Source organism: Brevibacterium sp. HMSC08F02, assembly GCF_001807555.1.
GTDB lineage: Bacteria > Actinomycetota > Actinomycetes > Actinomycetales > Brevibacteriaceae > Brevibacterium > Brevibacterium ravenspurgense.
The window spans coordinates 1-15,668 of record NZ_KV789345.1 but is presented as its reverse complement, the minus strand read 5'-3'; the positions used below and the strand labels follow the sequence as shown (position 1 = coordinate 15,668).

The following is a 15,668-nucleotide window of genomic DNA, read 5'->3' as shown; positions in this document are numbered from 1 at the left end:
CTACAGCAGGATGATGCCGCGGACCACGGTGGCGAGCGCACCGAGGGTCACGAGCACGACGGCCACGCGGCGCATGCCGGCGGCCGATACTCGTCGGGCTGCCGCACTGCCTACGGCAACACCCGCAATGACGGCGGCAACGAGTGCGGTGAAGAACCACCATGGCGGCAGGCTTTCAACAACTTCGACTCCCGCGATGAGCTTCGTGGTGACCGACAGGATGGCCAGCACCATGAAGGTTGGCTGCATGGTCGCGGCGAAGCTGCGCTGGGGCCAGCGGGACACCCGGGCGTAGATGACCATCGCGGGGGCGGAAACACCCGCCGTCGTGTTGAGGAAGCTGGCCGTGATGCCGGTGGCCGCGGTCAGTGCGCTCGATGACACCTGGGGCAGGCGCGGTGCGCTGAAGGTTGTCATGAGAGCAATGAGCACGATGCCGCCGATGAAGATCGTGAGAATCGCCGGGTTGGCGTCGCGGACCAGCAGCGCGGCCGGCCACGCTCCGAGCACAGCGAAACCGGCAAGGAACCCGAAGCGCTTCCAGTCGACTTCGCTGAGAACCGCCAGGCCGATCAGCAGTCCGGAGATGATCGTCGCCGTGTTCGTGACGAAGACGCCCAGCTGCGGGCCGGCCAGCAGGGTGAAGACGGGGGCAGCGACCAGGCCGACGCCGATTCCGGAGATCCGCTGAAGAGCGGCTCCGCAGAAAACGGCGATGAGGCCGATGACGATCGCTGCCGTTGTCATCAGCTGCGGGTGATCCTGCTGACCATGTCGGGGTTGAGGTCGCGCAGTGACTGTGCGCCCATGAGCTGCATCGACACGATGATCTCCTGGCGCAGCAGGTCGAGCACCTTGTTGACACCCGCCTCGCCGGCGGCCATGAGGCCGTACAGGTAGGCCCTGCCGATGAGCGTGAAGTCAGCGCCGAGCGCCAGGGCGGTCACAATGTCCGAACCGCGCATAACACCGGAGTCCAGGATGATGTCGACATCGTCACCGGCGGCTTCGCGCACCCGCGGGAGCGCATCCAGGCTGATGGGCGCCTTGTCCAGCTGCCTGCCGCCGTGGTTGGACACGACGAGGCCGTCAGCGCCGGCGTCGAGCGAACGACGCGCGTCGTCTTCTGTCAGGACGCCCTTGACGAACAGCTTGCCCGGCCACTGTTCGCGGATCCAGCGCAGGTCGTCCATCGACAGCGTGGGGTCGAACATCGAGTTGATGAGGCTGGGCAGGTCGCTGGTCTTGCCCGACAGGGTTGCGAAGGACAGCGGGTCGGACGTGAGGAAGTTGAACCACCATTCCGGACGGTAGGACGCGTCGAAAACCGTGCCGGCTGTGAGCTTCGGCGGGACGGTCATGCCGTTGCGGACATCGCGCAGACGCTGCCCGGCAACCGTTGTGTCGACGGTGACGAGCAGCGTGTCGAAGCCGTTTGCGGCCGCGCGCTTCAGCAGATCCTGGGACACTGCGCGGTCAGCAAACAGATACAGCTGGAACCACTTGGCCGCTGCCGGCGCTGCCGCGGCGACGTCTTCGATTGAGCGCGTGCCCATGGTCGACAGGGTGAACGGAACGCCGAAGCGCTCCGCGGCCCGCACACCGGCGATTTCGCCCTCGGTCTGCATCATGCGGGTAAACCCAGTCGGCGCAATTCCGACGGGCAGGTCGAAAGTACGTCCGGCAACCTCCGCACTGAGATCGACATCAGCTGAGCCGGCGAGGATTGCCGGCGTCAGTTCGATGTCGTCGAAAGCTTTGCGGTTGCCGTCGTAGGTCAGTTCAGCCTGCGCGGCTCCGTCAACGTAGTCGAAGGCGGCCGTGGGTGTGCGCCGCTTGGCGATCTTCCGCAGATCGTAGATGTCGCCCACGCGGGACAGGCGGGCCCGACGTCGATTGAACTCAACGTCGAACTGCAGGAGCGGAGCAAGGTCGGACCACCGGGGAATACGTCGCGTAACAGCCATAGTCGAATAGTACCCACGGCCCAACCGGCGCTTCGGGTGTGCTCCGGCGAACTCAGACCAGGGCCGAGTTTTCGTTGTCGCCCATCCGCCCGGACAGCAGGATTGCGACAGCCGAGATCAGTCCGCACAGCATGAGGTAGCCGACTGCCAGCCACAGACCGCCGCCGGCTGCGCTGATGAGCATGGCCACGATCATCGGCGAAAAGCCCGCAATCAACGCCCCGTTGAGTTCGCGCACAAAGGACATGCCGGACAGGCGCACGTGCGCGGGGAACAGGTTGGCAAGCAGGGCTCCCTGCCCGCCCGAGGTCCCGGTGATGATGAGTCCGTAGCCCAGGGCGATCGCCAGAGCGGACGGACCGAATTCGCCGGTCTTGAGCAGCAGGAAGATGGGCCAGCTGAGGACGACCATCATGAGGCTTGCCGCCGCCATGACCTTCGATGCGCCGATCCTGTCGGCAAGCATCCCGCCGAACGGGGTGGTCACCACTGCGACCGCTGAGCCGATGACAACCGCCAGCAGCGCCTGGGGCCGGTCGAGTCCGCCTTCAATGCTGAGCATGAAGCCGATCGAGAACGTGGCGAGCGTGTACTGCATGGCGTTGTGGCCGACGATCGACAGGAAGCCCACCACAATCTGCTTGGGGAAGTTCTTCAGAACGTACTTCAGCGGCATCGTGGTGTCGCGCTTCTTCTGCTCTGCCAGTTCCTGCGCGGCCACGTACTCCGGGGTTTCCTCCAGGCGGCGGCGAATGTAGAACGCCACGAGGAACAGGACGGCGGAAACAAGGAACGGAACGCGCCAACCCCAGCCGAACAGCTGCTCTTCACTCAGTCCGCTGACGATGAAGAACGCGGCAGTCGCCAGGGAAATGCCGGCCGGCGGGGCGGCCAGGACAATACCGGTGAAGAGTCCACGCCGGCGCACCGGCACGTATTCAGCCACGAGCGTTACGGCACCGGACAGTTCGGCACCGGCGCCGAAGCCCTGCACAAAGCGCAGGAGGATCAGCAGGATCGGGGCGAGCATCCCAACCTGCGCGGCGGTGGGCAGCAGGCCCATGCCGACGGTCGCGCCGGCCATGAGCACGATCGTGAGGATCATGGCGGTCTTGCGGCCGCGCGTATCGCCCAAATGTCCGATGACGATTCCGCCCAGGGGGCGGGCGAGGAAGCCCACGCCGAAGGTTGCCAGGGCTGCGAAGGTTTCTGCGCTGCTGGCATCGGACGGGAAGAACAGCGGACCGATGATCATGCCGGCGACCGCGCCGTAGAGCGCGTAGTCGTACCACTCGATGATGGTGCCGAGGACGGATGCTGTCACTGCCCTGCGGGCTCCGGGAGTCATCTTCTCCGGGGCCGAGGTGGAAATCGTCTGGGTCATGATCCTCTGTTCTTCTGTGTGTGGGCTGGGCGACTGGCGCCCCGCCGGCGTGATTATGTCACAGCTCACGTTTAGACTCGGCACCATGGCACAGATCGTTCTCTTCCACTCAGCACTCGGCCTGAACGACGGCATGCACCGCATTGCCGGTGTGTTCTCCGAAGCCGGCCACACGGTGCACATGCCGGACTTCTACGACGGCAATGTCTTCGACAACGTTCCCGACGGCATCGCCTACCGCGACGAGATCGGTTTTCCGGCACTCGCCCAGCGGGCCTCCGGCGCGATTGACGGACTGGGGCTTGACGGCCCCATCTACTTCGGCGGATTCTCCCTTGGGGCTGCCATGGCGCAGTCCTTCGGCAAACGCCGCCCGCAGGCCGCCGGCGCATTTCTGTGCCACGCCGGCGGCGTACCGAAGCCCACGTCGTGGAACGGCGACTGCTGGCTGCAGATGCACTACACGGAAGGCGACGAATGGGTTGATGCTCAGCAGGCTGAGACGCTCATCGAATCCGCCCGGGCCGCCGGTGCGCAGGCGTCGGCACACGTCTACCCCGGCAGCGCGCACCTTTTCGGCGACCCAACCGCGCCGGAATACAGCCCGGAACTGGCACAGAAGATGTGGGACACCATCCTGGCGACCATTCGCTGACGCCTGCAGTCAGATAGCTGACCCCGGACACGCGGTCAGCGGCCACCCATTAGGATTGATTGGGCACTATTCATTCATCCAACGGAGCCGCGCGCACTTGTCGTCCGGTTCTGGGAACCAGGGACTGGACGCTGTTGAACGGAAACACGACGCTTCGGCACGAGAACACATCGCTTCTGAGTGTCTCGGAAGTGACTGCACCCATCGAAGTGACGTCTGCTTTCTACGACGAACAGCTGAAGTCCACGCTTGACCGCTTAGGGCTGCCCGAAGGTCTCCTGCAGCGGGTCGCGGGTGTCAATTCGCGCCGCAACTGGGCAGAGGACTCCGGCGGGTTCGTCGAAGGCGGCATTGCGGCCGGCAAGAAGGCACTCGCTGAAGCCGGCATCGAAGCCCAGCAGATCGGGCTGATGATCAACGCGTCGGTCACGCGTGCCAACCTCGAACCGTCTGTGGCGGTGTCCATTCACGACGGCATCGGACTTCCGTCGTCGGCCATGAACTTCGACATCGCCAATGCGTGCCTGGGCTTCGTCAATGCCATGGCAGTCGCCGCAACCATGATCGAATCCGGCGCCATCGAATACGCGCTCGTCGTGGCCTCCGAAGATGCCTCGAAAGTGCAGCGGGCCACCCTCAACCGCCTGCAGCGCGAAGGAATCACCCGCGCCGAATACCTCGAGGAATTCGCCTCCCTGACCCTGGGCTCAGGTGCGGCGGCCGCCGTTCTCGGACGTTCAGACAAGCACCCTGAGGGCCACCGGATCCTCGGCAGTGTGACGCGTGCGGCCACGTGGAATCACAAACTGTGCGTGGGCGACCACGACGGCATGTTCACCGACACCGCGGGCCTGCTGTCCAACGGCATGCAGCTGGTCACCTCGGCGTGGGAAGAAGCCCACGAAAACGGGTGGGACTGGACCGACATGGACCGCTACATCATGCACCAGGTGTCCGATGTCCACGTCAACGCGATCACGAAGGCCGCGAAGATCCCCATGGACCGGGTTCCGAAGACGTACCCCGAGCTGGGCAATGTGGGCCCCGCGTCTCTGCCGATCACACTTGCCCGCGAAGTCGAGTCGCTCAAGTCCGGTGACCGTGTTCTGGCAATGGGCGTGGGCTCAGGCCTCAACACGTCCATGACGGAGATCATCTGGTAAACACCACCGGCACACTAAGAGGAGAGAAGCTCATTGCCGACTGAAAACAGCCCTCTTCCAGCCGCTGCCGCGCAGCTGCCGCCGAATCTTCCCGAATGGGACCCCCGGTGGTCCCGCCTGGTCACGGTCGGCGAGCACACCTTCCACGTTCTCGACACCGCCGATGCACTCAGGGACATCGGTGCAGAACCCGCCGGCACGATCGTCGCCGTACACGGCAATCCCACGTGGTCCTACATGTGGCGCAGGCTCGCACAGGCATCCATCGATCTGGCGCAGGCAGGCGGCACCGCGTGGCGGATCATTGCTCCCGACCACCTGGACATGGGCTATTCAGAGCGCGTCGCGCACCCGGTTCCCACACCGCACGGCACCGGCTATTTCCGTCTGGCCGACCGCATCAATCAGCTTGACGCGCTCATCTCTGAGCTTGTCGACGACAGCCTCCCGCTGGTCACACTCGGCCACGACTGGGGTGGGGTCATTTCGCTGGGTTGGGCAGCCCGCAACACCGACCGCATCAGCGCGGCCATGAGCCTCAACACCGCCGTGCACCAGCCGGAGGACGCATCCATCCCGGCACCTCTGCGGGCGGCGCTGGCAGGCCCCCTGCTGGCCGGTTCGACCGTGTACACCGACGCGTTCATCCGCACCACCCTGCGCTTGTCGAAAGACATCTCGGATCCTCTTCGCCGCGCCTATCGCAGGCCCTACGCGTCAGCGCAGCGCCGCGGCGGTGTGGGCGGCTTCGTCGCAGACATTCCGGTGGACGAAAACCACCCGTCCCACGCCGAACTGCAGCGCGTCGGCGCTGACATCGCCCGCATGACCAATCCCGCGCTTCTCATGTGGGGTCCGAAAGACCCCGTCTTCTTGGAGCGTTATCTGCGCGATCTTCGCGAGCGCCTGCCGCAGGCGGACATCCACCGCTTTGAGAAGACCTCCCACCTGTTCGTCGAAGACGTCCCGTACTGGGAAACCATCTTCCAGTGGCTTGACGCCAACGTGAGCGGACAGAATGAGGGTCCCTCCACCTCGGCGGAAGAAAGCGGTCCGGCCCAGCAAGAAGGACCCGAACCAGACTTCGTGTTCTCAGCACTCGATGCCAAGCGGCACGAACGCTCAATCGCGAGCGTCGACATGTCAGCCAAACCAGCCCAGGCAGTGTCCTGGGCACAGCTGGCAGGTGTTGTCGACAACATTGCTGCAGGGCTGAAGGCGATGGGTCTGCGCAAGGGCGACCGGGTCAGCCTGCTGATCGAACCGGGCAACAACCTCACGGCGGCCGCCTACGCGGTCCTCAAGGTCGGCGGGGTTGTCGTCGTCGCCGACGCGGGCCTGGGGCCGGCCGGCATGACCCGGGCGGTCAAAGCCGCCGACCCGCAGTGGATCATCGGCGAAACTCCGGGGCTGACCCTGGCACGGGCCGGAGGGTGGCCCGGCCGCCGCATCTCCGTTCTGCCGCTGCCGAAGCTGCGCGCGCGAGCGCTGAAGGTCGAAACCTCAATCACGGCGCTGTCGCGGACCGTTGTGCGCGACCGCGACGCGATTGCCGTGCCGGAACTCGATGACGATGCGGCGATTCTCTTCACCTCCGGCTCCACCGGACCGGCGAAGGGCGTGCGCTACACGCACCGCGGTCTTGGCGAGCTCATGCGCATCCTCGGCGCCGAATTCGATGTTCGTCCCGGCACGGGGCTGGTTGCCGGCTTCGCGCCGTTTGCTCTTTTGGGTCCGGGGCTGGGCGCGGTGAGCGTCACGCCGAACATGTCGGTGACAAAACCCGCCACTCTCACGGCTTCCGCTCTGGCCGATGCCATCATCGAGGCCGGCTGCACCATGGTGTTCGCTTCACCTGCCGCCTACACAAACGTCGTCAAAACCGCCGTCGCTCTGAGTGATGAGCAGCGCGAGGCCTGCGCGGGCATTGAACTGGCGCTGTCTGCCGGAGCTCCCGTGCCGACCGTGCTCATGGAGCAGATCGCGGAAGTCTTCCCGAACGCGCAGATCAATTCGCCCTACGGCATGACGGAGAGTCTGCTGCTGACCAACATCGACTTCCCCGGCGCCGTCGAGGCCGAGGCGGATGCGGCTGACCCCGAATCCTCAGTTGTCGGCGGGGTCTGTGTGGGAAGGCCGATCGGCCCGGTCGACTTCAAGCTCGCCCCGCTCGATGCCGAGGGCAAACCCAGCGAACACACGATTGCCCTGGAGGACGGCATCGGCGTGCTCAGTGAGTTCGTCGTGTCCGCCGCTCACCTCAAGGACGGCTACGACCGTCTGTGGAAGACCGACGCCGATGCTCGCCGCGATGAGCACGGCGGTGCGAAGGCATGGCACCGCACGGGCGATATCGGCCGTTTTGACGCCAAGGGCCGCCTGTGGCTGGAAGGGCGCGTCCAGCACGTAATCGCCGGTCCCGCCGGCCCCATCGGCCCGGGTGCCGTGGAGTCCATTGCCGAACGCACCGACGGGGTGACCCGCTGCGCGGCAGTCGGCGTGGGCCCGGTGGGCACACAGGCTCTCGTCGTGGTGCTTGAACCGGGTGGTCCGCAGGACCTGCAGCCGGGTCTTGCCTCGCAGCCGATCATCGATGACATCCGCGCGGCAGTTCTTGACCGCATGGGCCTCGATGTTGCGGCGGTTCTCGTCGCGCCCGAATTCCCCACTGATATTCGCCACAATTCCAAAGTCGGCCGCTCTGCGTTGGGCGCGTGGGCATCCCGCGTGCTTTCCGGTGCGCCGGTGGGAAGGAGCGTCTGATGAAGGTTCTCATCACCGGTGCATCCGGTCTTCTGGGCAGTTCTACGGCGCGTGCGCTCATTGCGCAGGGCCACGAGGTCACCACTCTGCAGCGCCGTCCCTCCGGAGTTGAGGGCGCTCGTGACATTCAGGGCTCCGTCACGGACATTGAGACTGTTGACCGTGCTGTTGCCGGGCAGGATGCTCTCATCCACATGGCCGCGAAAGTGTCGATGGTCGGAGCTCCCGAAGAATTCGAAAAGGTCAACATCGAAGGCACCGCGAACATTGTGGCCCGCGCCCAGCAAGCCGGCATCGGCCGCATGGTGCACATTTCATCACCGTCTGTTGCCCACTCGGGTGATTCCCTTGTCGGCGACGGTGCGGGTCCTGCCGATCCCGAGGCCGCCCGCGGCGAGTACGCCCGCACAAAGGCCGCCGGCGAACGTGTGGCCCTTGCCGCATCGCACGATGAGTTTCGGGTGCTCGCCCTGCGCCCCCACCTCATGTGGGGTCCGGGTGAACCGCAGCTGACCGAACGGATCATCGACCGCGCCGCCCAGGGCAGGCTGCCGCTGCTGGGCTCGGGCCTGGCAATGGTCGACACCCTCTACATTGACAACGCGGTCGATGCGATCGTCGCCGCGCTGTCTGCCGTGGAGCACACGCACGGGATGGCTCTCGTGGTGACGAACGGCCAGCCGCGTCCCATCGGCGAACTCATGCGCCGGATTGCCGTTGCCGGCGGTTCGGCCGAACCGACCCTGCGCGTTCCCGTGGGGGCTGCGAAAGTCGCCGGCAAGGTCATTGAAAAGGTGTGGACGGCCGGTGATTTCGACGACGAACCGCCGATCACCGAGTTCTTGGCCGAACAGCTGTCCACCGCTCACTGGTTTGATCAGCGGACCACGCACAGTGTTCTGAACTGGACGCCCGCGGTATCGATTGAAGAGGGCCTGCGCAGGGTCGCCGCCCACTACGGCGGAACCGCATAGACCCTGTCTGCGCGGAGGGGCTCGGCACTTATGCCGGGCCCCTTTTCTATGCCCGGACACGAGGTGGAGAACAGGACTGCGCGGCACACGGCACCGCCCTGCCTCACCAAACTTCACACATCCGGGATTTCGGAACTTTGCGCAGGGTAATTTTGGGCGCCGAACTACATGAGTGTGTTTCAGCAGGTCACAGAGTTACTTACATAGATGTAACGCTTCTGATTTTTCGGCGTGTGAAACTTGACAGATTTTTCGCTACAGTTTCGGGAGCTCGAATCTTCCACTTCCCGAAACGAGGATCATGCGAATCATCTACACGACCGCCACCGCACTCGGCTGCGCAGCGGCAAGCTCCCTCCTCTTTGCAGGACCGGCCAGCGCCCTCAGCGGCAATGTCATTGACCACAACGCCCCGCAGGCCGGCAGCAGCCCCCAGGGCGGCACCTCGGAAGACAGCGGCGAGTACACCTCGGTCGGCGGCCCGGCCACCCAGCACGTGACCCCGGAAGAAGCCGACAAGGCGCGCAAGGCCCAGCAGAAGAAGGCCCCGAAGCCCGCACCCAAGCCGGCCGAAAAGAAGGCTCCCGCCAAGAAGGCGGCGAAGCCCGGCCCGCAGCCCAAGGGAATCGACCGCGACCAGGCCGAGAACGCACGCATCATCATCGGCGTCGGCAAAGGCGCAGGCATGAGTGACGACGCGATCATCATCGCGCTCATGACCGCCAAGCAGGAATCAGACCTGTACAACATCAACTACGGCGACAAGGACTCCATCGGCCTGTTCCAGCAGCGCCCCAAGTACGCGTGGGGATCGAAGTCGCAGATCATGGACCGCGTGTACTCCGCAAAAGCCTTCTACGGCGTCAACCCGAAGGTGAAGAACCCCGGGCTCAAGCAGATTTCCGGCTGGCAGAAGATGAGCAAGAACGACGCCGCCCAGGCTGTCCAGCGCTCTGGCTACCCGCACCGCTACGCGCAGTGGGAAGGCCTGGCCACCGCACTGCTGAAGGCCAACAAGGACGCACCGGCAATCAGCTGACACGTGCGCTGGGCACTGGCCGCCGCTTGGGGAAGCAGTTCGGCAAGTGGTGCCCAAACGCCTAAAGTGAGGGCGTGACACGCAGAAAGACAGGACGCAGACGGCCATCCGGCCGTAAGGTTCGGCGCCGCACAGGGGAAGGGCGCCGACACCTCCGCAGCACTGTCATGGGCGTGGCAGCCGGACTTTTCGCTCTGGGGCTCTTCGCCGCGGGCACCGCAATAACGGGGGCCCTCTCAGACCCCGACCAGCGGCAGGCAGCCAAAGAGAAGGTGTCAGAGAAACTGGCCCCCACCTCGGCCTCGGCCTTGGATTCCGGCCAGATGGAAATCGCGCAGACCATCATCGACATCGGGCGCGAACATTCGATACCCGACGCGGGGATCGAGATCGCACTCATGACCGCAATGCAGGAATCGTCATTGCGCAACCTACCCTACGGGGACCGAGACTCGCTCGGGGTTTTCCAGCAGCGCCCCTCCCAGGGCTGGGGAACCGACAGTCAGGTGCTCAGCGTCCACCACGCCACGACCGCGTTCTACGGCGTCAACCCGAAGGTGAAGAACGCCGGACTCACGCAGATCTCCGGCTGGCAGAAGATGAGCAAAAACGACGCCGCCCAGACGGTGCAGCGCTCCGCCCACCCTGAGGCCTACGCGAAGTGGGAACCGCTGGCCGCCGACATCCTCGCGGCCGCGCCGAAATGAAAACTGCAGGCAGGCCTGGAATACACTGGTGCGCATGGCACGTGACGCATACCCGCACCTGAAGTTCGATGACGACGGCGAACTCCGCATTCCAGACGACCTGACGGACGCTCAGGCCATTGAGCTCACGGCCGATATCTTCAAAGTCCTCGCCACCCCGTCGCGCCTGCGGATCCTGCTTGCGCTGTCCCACTCTCCGCTGACGGTGTCAGAACTCGTGCTGCTGACCAACCTGTCGCAGCCGCTGGTGTCACAGCACCTGCGCACGCTGCGCAATCAGCGCCTGGTCAGCGTCAAGCGCTCCGGCCGCGAAGCCCACTACGAAGTGACCGACCACCACGTCACCCACATCATTCAGGACGCCCTGGCCCACTCGGCCGAACTCTGCGACTGACTGCCCCTCTCCACTGGCCTGCCCAGCCGGAGGCACGGTCCGAAAACCTCAGGAGTATGGTGGTCTACATCACCGCACTCAACGTGAGGCGCACCACACACAGGGGGCATCATGACCACCGCACACAAAGAAAACGCCTACGAAACCGCCGCGCGCCGCGCAGTGGAGGACCGCGAAGCCTTTTGGCTCGAAGCGGCAGAGGGAATCGACTGGGACACCAAGCCCACCCGCGCGCTCGACGATTCGCGCGCACCGCTGTACCGCTGGTTCCCCGACGGCGAACTCAACGTCTGCTACAACGCGCTTGACCGCCACGTCGAAGCCGGCCGGGGTGAGGACACCGCACTCATCTACGACTCCCCCGTCACCGACTCCAAGCAGAAGATCAGCTACCGCGAACTGACAGACACCACGGCACGGTTCGCCAAAGTGCTGCAGGACAAGGGCGTCGAAAAGGGCGACCGCGTCATCATCTACATGCCGATGATCCCGCAGGCGGTTGTCGCAATGCTCGCCTGTGCGCGCATTGGTGCGGTCCACTCGGTTGTCTTCGGCGGGTTCTCCGCCCGCGAACTCGCAGTGCGCATCAACGACCTCAAGCCCAAGGCCATCGTGTCGGCATCCGGCGGCATCGAACCGTCGCGGAAAGTCGAATACAAGCCCATGGTCGATGCCGCCCTTGACGAAGTCGAGCACGTTCCGGCACTCAGCATCGTCTACCAGCGCGACCTGATCCCAGCCGAGGTCAAGGGCGAAAACGCGACCACCGCCTCGGGAGCCCAGTACAGCGAATACTCCTTTGACGAGCTCATGGAGCAGACCCCCACCGGTGCGGCACCCGTGGCCATCAAAGCGACGGACGAACTGTACGTGCTCTACACGTCCGGCACCACGGGCAAGCCGAAGGGCATTGTGCGCGACGCCGGCGGCTACGCAGTGGCGCTGACGTGGTCGATGAAGAACCTCTACGACCTGCACCCCGGCCACACCATCTTCTGTGCATCCGATGTCGGCTGGGTGGTCGGCCACTCCTACATCGTGTACGCGCCGCTGCTGTCAGGTGTCACCACCATCGTGTTCGAAGGCAAGCCCGTCGGAGTGCCGGATGCCGGCACGTTCTTCCGGGTGGTCGACGAATACGACGTGCGCCTGTTCTACGGCGCCCCGACCGCCATGCGCGTCATCCGCAAGGAAGACCCCGAAGGCGAACTCATGGCCAAGCACCCCATGCGCCACCTGCGCGCGTGGATCCAAGCCGGAGAGCGCCTCGACCCCGAAACCTACAAGTGGACGACCGAAAAGCTCGCCGAGGCCACTGGCCGGGACATTCCGGTGTTCGACAACTGGTGGCAGACCGAAACCGGGTGGCCGATTGCGGCCAACCCCATCGGCCTGCACGAATACCCCATCAACCCGGGCTCGCCCGCCATGGCGGTTCCCGGCTACGACGTGCGGGTTGTCGACGCTGCCGGAAACGAAATGGAACCGGGGGAAGAAGGCCTCATCATCGTCAGCCTGCCGCTTCCGCCCGGAACACTCGCAACCGTGTGGGGTGACGACGAACGCTACGTCGATTCGTACCTGTCGTCGATTGAGGGCGCCTACCTCACCGGTGACGGCGGATGTGTCGACGAAGACGGCTACGTCTACGTCATGGGCCGCACCGACGACGTCATCAACGTTGCCGGCCACCGCCTGTCCGCGGGCGCTCTGGAAGCAGCTGTGGCATCCCACCCGGCGGTTGCCGAATGCGCTGTCATCGGCCTGTCCGACCCGGTGAAGGGCCAGATTCCACGAGCCCTGGTGGTGCTCAAGGCAGGGCACGAAGACGTTGATCACGCAGCACTGGAAAAGGAGCTTGTCGCTCAGGTGCGCGTTGAAGTCGGGCCGGTGGCGGCATTGAAGTCGGCGACTGTCGTCGAGGCTCTGCCGAAGACCCGCTCCGGTAAGATCCTGCGCAAGACAATGCGCGAAATCGCCGAGGGCAAAGCAGACGCGGCTGTCCCTTCGACGATTGAGGACATGGCGGTTCTCGACGCCATCCGCCCCTCGCTGCGCCAGGACTGAACGCTGAACCGGTTCTGGTGACCCCAGAACCGGCACGAAAAAGGACGAGGTGGAGCTCCGCCTCGTCCTTTTCTCACCTGGTCTGAAGGTTCGGTCAGGCCCCGTGGCGCGCCTGGAAGCGTTTGATGCGCTCGAGTGCTTCGACGACGGCCTCATGGCCCGCGGCGAGTGAGATGCGCACGGCATGGTCGCCGTGGACGCTGTCGAAGTCGCTGCCGGGAGACACGGCCACGCCCTCTTCTTCCAGAAGTGCTGCGCACCAGTCGATCGCGTTGGCGAAGTCACCGAGCACCGGGGTGATCGTCGCGTACATGTAGAACGCACCATCGGCCGGGGCAAGCCCCGTCCAGCCGAGTTCGTCAACGGCATCGAGCACGGCCTGGCGGGCGGCGGCGAAGCCCTCAACGGCCTTCGCACCCTCTTCGTAGGCTGACTCTGAGAAGGCTTCAACAGCAGCGAACTGGGACGGCACGGGGGCGCACAGCGTGAGGTTGCCTGCGAGTGCCTTGATGGGTTCCACGAGTTCTTCCGGGACGATCATCCAGCCCAGACGCCAGCCGGTCATACCCCAGTACTTGGAGAACGAGCTGATGACAATGGCTTCGTCAGAGCATTCGACCGCTGTTGTGCCGACGGAATCGCCGAATGTGATGCCGTGGTAGATCTCATCCGAAATCAGGCGCACCCCTTCACGATCGCACCAGTCGGCGAGTTCTGACATGTGGTCGGCGTCGATCATGGTGCCGGTCGGGTTGGCCGGTGAAGCCACCATGACACCGGACAGGGGCGCTTTTTCGTGTTCTTCTTCCAGCATTTCGACGGTTGGCTGGAAGCGGACTTCTTCACCGCAGTCGAGTTCGACCACGTCGATGCCGAGTGCCTTGAGAATGTTTTTGTAGGCGGCGTAGCCGGGGCGGGCAAGTGCAACCCTGTCGCCCACGTCGAAGCAGGTGAGGAACGACAGCTGGAAGGCACCGGAAGAGCCTGCCGTGACAATGAACCGGCTGGGGTCAATGTCGATGTCGTACCAGCGCTTGTAGTGGCCGGCCAGCGCTTCGCGCAGGGGTGCGATGCCCTCGACCGGCGAATACCCCAGGTCGGTGCCGTCGAGGACAGCGTCGGCGGCACGCTTGCGGACGGCACTCGGAGCGCCCTGACCCGGTTCGCCCACACACAGCGAAATGACATCGCGCCCTTCAGCTCGCAGCTGGGCCACGCGACCCAGGATGTCGAGGACCCTGAATCGCTGCACTTTGGATACGCGGGCAGAAACAGCTTCGCGGGGCGCGGCGACCGGGGCGCCCTCCCCCAGAGGATCGGCGGTGGCCGCCACGTGAGACAGAGCGGATTTAGATGACGACGTTGGCTTCATGCCTCTATAGTGCCAGGTCAGCCGAGAAGTTCATCCAAGACCCGCGGCACCGTCTCCTGCAGGTCACCGCGGACCACCTCTTCTGCGTATGGGTCGAATGGAGTTGGCTCAGCGTTGAGGATCAAACCGCGGGCGCCCGCCTCGATTGCCATGGGGAACATGTGCGCCACGGGAGTGACTGACAGTGAGGTCCCGATGGCGATAATCCAATCGCAGTTTTCAGCCGCTTCGAATGCTGCTTCTATGACATCGGTCTTCAGCATTTCTTCGAAGAGGATGGTCGTCGCGCGGGTGATACCGCCGCACTGAGGGCACGAAGGGTCAGGTTCGCCGTCTTTGACCCGGCGAATCTGATCTTCCATAGGGCCGGTGGCGTCACAGTCTTCACATTGCCAGGTACGTGCGCTTCCGTGGACTTCAAGAACCTTGTCGGGGCTGGATCCTGCCAGGGTGTGCAGACCGTCGGTGTTCTGGGTGACGACGGCTTTGACGTCGGCCTGATTCTCAGCTTGTGCAATGCGGTGGTGAGCTTCTGTTGGCGATGCCGCCCAAATGCCCGATTCAAGGCGCATCTGCCAAGCACGCTCCCGCACTTCGGGGCTTTTCAGATACCAGGACAGAGTGGACATGCGCTCTGCAAGAGGATCACGCGTCCACACACCCTGTGGGCCGCGGAAGTCGGGTATGCCGGCAGCTGTGCTCAGGCCGGCTCCGGTTAGAAAGGTGATGCGCATTTCCTGCCTCCTCACTTCACAGCTCCCAGCCTACTGCGGCGAATAAGACGCGGGTGAGGGTCATGTGAGCGTGCAGACGAAAACACCCCAAGCATGCTGGGATACTCGGGGTGCAAAAGGAAGAGGCGCCAGCGGCGCTCATGAAAAAGTCTCTGTAAATGGGTGAAGGCCCTGCAGGTGCCCCGGGGAGCAAGTTAATGCTCAACCCGCGGGGGCAACCTGTCAGGGCCTTCGTTATGGGTGATTGCGGCGGTGTCTTACTCTCCCACACATGTGTGCAGTACCATCAGCGCTGTCAGGCTTAGCTTCCGGGTTCGGAATGGGGACCGGGCGTTTCCCTGACGCTTTTACCACCGCAAAATCTTTGGGTGTTATTGAAATACGTTTGTGTGTGGACGCGATCACCAAGTGTTTGTTGTTGGTGTTTGTTGTGTTACTCGCCTTGGCAC

Annotated in this window: 13 protein-coding genes and 1 rRNA gene; 8 read left to right on the top strand and 6 right to left on the bottom strand. The window is 64.3% G+C overall.

Annotation, left to right across the window (positions count from 1 at the left end; all coding sequences use genetic code 11):
- The 3 genes from HMPREF3172_RS01810 to HMPREF3172_RS01800 are packed head-to-tail and all read right to left on the bottom strand — an operon-like array spanning position 1 to position 3,351.
- Positions 1-747 carry a TSUP family transporter gene (locus tag HMPREF3172_RS01810; RefSeq protein ID WP_070514965.1) on the bottom strand — a complete coding sequence of 249 codons (747 nt, stop codon included), beginning with the start codon at positions 745-747 and terminating at the stop codon, positions 1-3.
- The gene (locus HMPREF3172_RS01805) at positions 747-1,967 is read right to left on the bottom strand and encodes an alpha-hydroxy acid oxidase (RefSeq protein ID WP_070514964.1); all 1,221 of its coding nucleotides are present in this window, start codon (positions 1,965-1,967) and stop codon (positions 747-749) included. Before HMPREF3172_RS01805 ends, HMPREF3172_RS01810 begins: the two co-directional genes overlap by 1 nt.
- 52 nt (positions 1,968-2,019) lie before the next feature.
- Positions 2,020-3,351 carry an MFS transporter gene (locus HMPREF3172_RS01800; RefSeq protein ID WP_070514962.1) on the bottom strand — a complete coding sequence of 444 codons (1,332 nt, stop codon included), beginning with the start codon at positions 3,349-3,351 and terminating at the stop codon, positions 2,020-2,022.
- 85 nt (positions 3,352-3,436) lie between these two features.
- Between HMPREF3172_RS01800 and HMPREF3172_RS01795 the strand changes: the two genes are divergently transcribed.
- From HMPREF3172_RS01795 to HMPREF3172_RS01760, 8 genes are all read left to right on the top strand, one after another.
- Complete coding sequence (locus HMPREF3172_RS01795) at positions 3,437-4,006, top strand: dienelactone hydrolase family protein (protein WP_070514960.1); 570 nt, start codon at positions 3,437-3,439, stop codon at positions 4,004-4,006.
- Positions 4,007-4,140: 134 nt separating this feature from the next.
- The gene (locus HMPREF3172_RS01790; protein ID WP_176746118.1) at positions 4,141-5,169 is read left to right on the top strand and encodes a 3-oxoacyl-ACP synthase III; all 1,029 of its coding nucleotides are present in this window, start codon (positions 4,141-4,143) and stop codon (positions 5,167-5,169) included.
- 33 nt (positions 5,170-5,202) lie between these two features.
- Positions 5,203-7,932 carry an alpha/beta fold hydrolase gene (locus HMPREF3172_RS01785; RefSeq protein ID WP_070514958.1) on the top strand — a complete coding sequence of 910 codons (2,730 nt, stop codon included), beginning with the start codon at positions 5,203-5,205 and terminating at the stop codon, positions 7,930-7,932.
- Positions 7,932-8,906, top strand: coding sequence for an NAD-dependent epimerase/dehydratase family protein (locus HMPREF3172_RS01780; protein ID WP_176746117.1), 975 nt, complete (start codon positions 7,932-7,934; stop codon positions 8,904-8,906). Before HMPREF3172_RS01785 ends, HMPREF3172_RS01780 begins: the two co-directional genes overlap by 1 nt.
- Before the next feature lie 301 nt (positions 8,907-9,207).
- A complete protein-coding gene (locus HMPREF3172_RS01775) occupies positions 9,208-9,945 on the top strand; it encodes a hypothetical protein (protein WP_070514953.1) in 738 nt (245 codons plus the stop codon).
- A 167-nt stretch (positions 9,946-10,112) separates the two neighbouring features.
- Positions 10,113-10,652: a peptidoglycan-binding protein gene (locus HMPREF3172_RS01770; RefSeq protein WP_370919337.1), complete on the top strand. Its 540-nt coding sequence runs from the start codon at positions 10,113-10,115 to the stop codon at positions 10,650-10,652.
- Positions 10,653-10,686: 34 nt separating this feature from the next.
- Positions 10,687-11,046 carry an ArsR/SmtB family transcription factor gene (locus HMPREF3172_RS01765; RefSeq protein ID WP_308313783.1) on the top strand — a complete coding sequence of 120 codons (360 nt, stop codon included), beginning with the start codon at positions 10,687-10,689 and terminating at the stop codon, positions 11,044-11,046.
- A gap of 111 nt (positions 11,047-11,157) precedes the next feature.
- On the top strand, positions 11,158-13,113 hold the full coding sequence (locus HMPREF3172_RS01760; protein ID WP_070514951.1) for an acetate--CoA ligase: 1,956 nt from the start codon (positions 11,158-11,160) through the stop codon (positions 13,111-13,113).
- Positions 13,114-13,207: 94 nt separating this feature from the next.
- Here the strand turns inward: HMPREF3172_RS01760 and HMPREF3172_RS01755 are convergent, their stop codons facing one another.
- The 3 genes from HMPREF3172_RS01755 to rrf all read right to left on the bottom strand — a co-directional run bounded on the left by HMPREF3172_RS01755 (position 13,208) and on the right by rrf (position 15,577).
- Positions 13,208-14,485 carry a pyridoxal phosphate-dependent aminotransferase gene (locus HMPREF3172_RS01755; RefSeq protein ID WP_256173100.1) on the bottom strand — a complete coding sequence of 426 codons (1,278 nt, stop codon included), beginning with the start codon at positions 14,483-14,485 and terminating at the stop codon, positions 13,208-13,210.
- A 17-nt stretch (positions 14,486-14,502) separates the two neighbouring features.
- Entirely contained in the window at positions 14,503-15,219 is a 717-nt protein-coding gene (locus tag HMPREF3172_RS01750; protein WP_070514949.1) for an SIR2 family NAD-dependent protein deacylase, read from the bottom strand.
- Positions 15,220-15,463: 244 nt separating this feature from the next.
- A 5S ribosomal RNA gene (gene rrf, locus HMPREF3172_RS01745) occupies positions 15,464-15,577 on the bottom strand.
- Positions 15,578-15,668 lie beyond the last annotated feature (91 nt).

Excerpts from the sequence above, each read along its gene's own strand:
- HMPREF3172_RS01755 (WP_256173100.1), bottom strand. The coding sequence starts at position 14,485 with ATGAAGCCAACGTCGTCATCTAAATCCGCTCTGTCTCACGTGGCGGCC.
- HMPREF3172_RS01775 (WP_070514953.1), top strand. The coding sequence starts at position 9,208 with ATGCGAATCATCTACACGACCGCCACCGCACTCGGCTGCGCAGCGGCA.
- HMPREF3172_RS01765 (WP_308313783.1), top strand. The coding sequence starts at position 10,687 with ATGGCACGTGACGCATACCCGCACCTGAAGTTCGATGACGACGGCGAA.
- HMPREF3172_RS01750 (WP_070514949.1), bottom strand. The coding sequence starts at position 15,219 with ATGCGCATCACCTTTCTAACCGGAGCCGGCCTGAGCACAGCTGCCGGC.
- HMPREF3172_RS01760 (WP_070514951.1), top strand. The coding sequence starts at position 11,158 with ATGACCACCGCACACAAAGAAAACGCCTACGAAACCGCCGCGCGCCGC.
- HMPREF3172_RS01800 (WP_070514962.1), bottom strand. The coding sequence starts at position 3,351 with ATGACCCAGACGATTTCCACCTCGGCCCCGGAGAAGATGACTCCCGGA.
- HMPREF3172_RS01780 (WP_176746117.1), top strand. The coding sequence starts at position 7,932 with ATGAAGGTTCTCATCACCGGTGCATCCGGTCTTCTGGGCAGTTCTACG.
- HMPREF3172_RS01770 (WP_370919337.1), top strand. The coding sequence starts at position 10,113 with ATGGGCGTGGCAGCCGGACTTTTCGCTCTGGGGCTCTTCGCCGCGGGC.
- HMPREF3172_RS01795 (WP_070514960.1), top strand. The coding sequence starts at position 3,437 with ATGGCACAGATCGTTCTCTTCCACTCAGCACTCGGCCTGAACGACGGC.
- HMPREF3172_RS01810 (WP_070514965.1), bottom strand. The coding sequence starts at position 747 with ATGACAACGGCAGCGATCGTCATCGGCCTCATCGCCGTTTTCTGCGGA.
- HMPREF3172_RS01805 (WP_070514964.1), bottom strand. The coding sequence starts at position 1,967 with ATGGCTGTTACGCGACGTATTCCCCGGTGGTCCGACCTTGCTCCGCTC.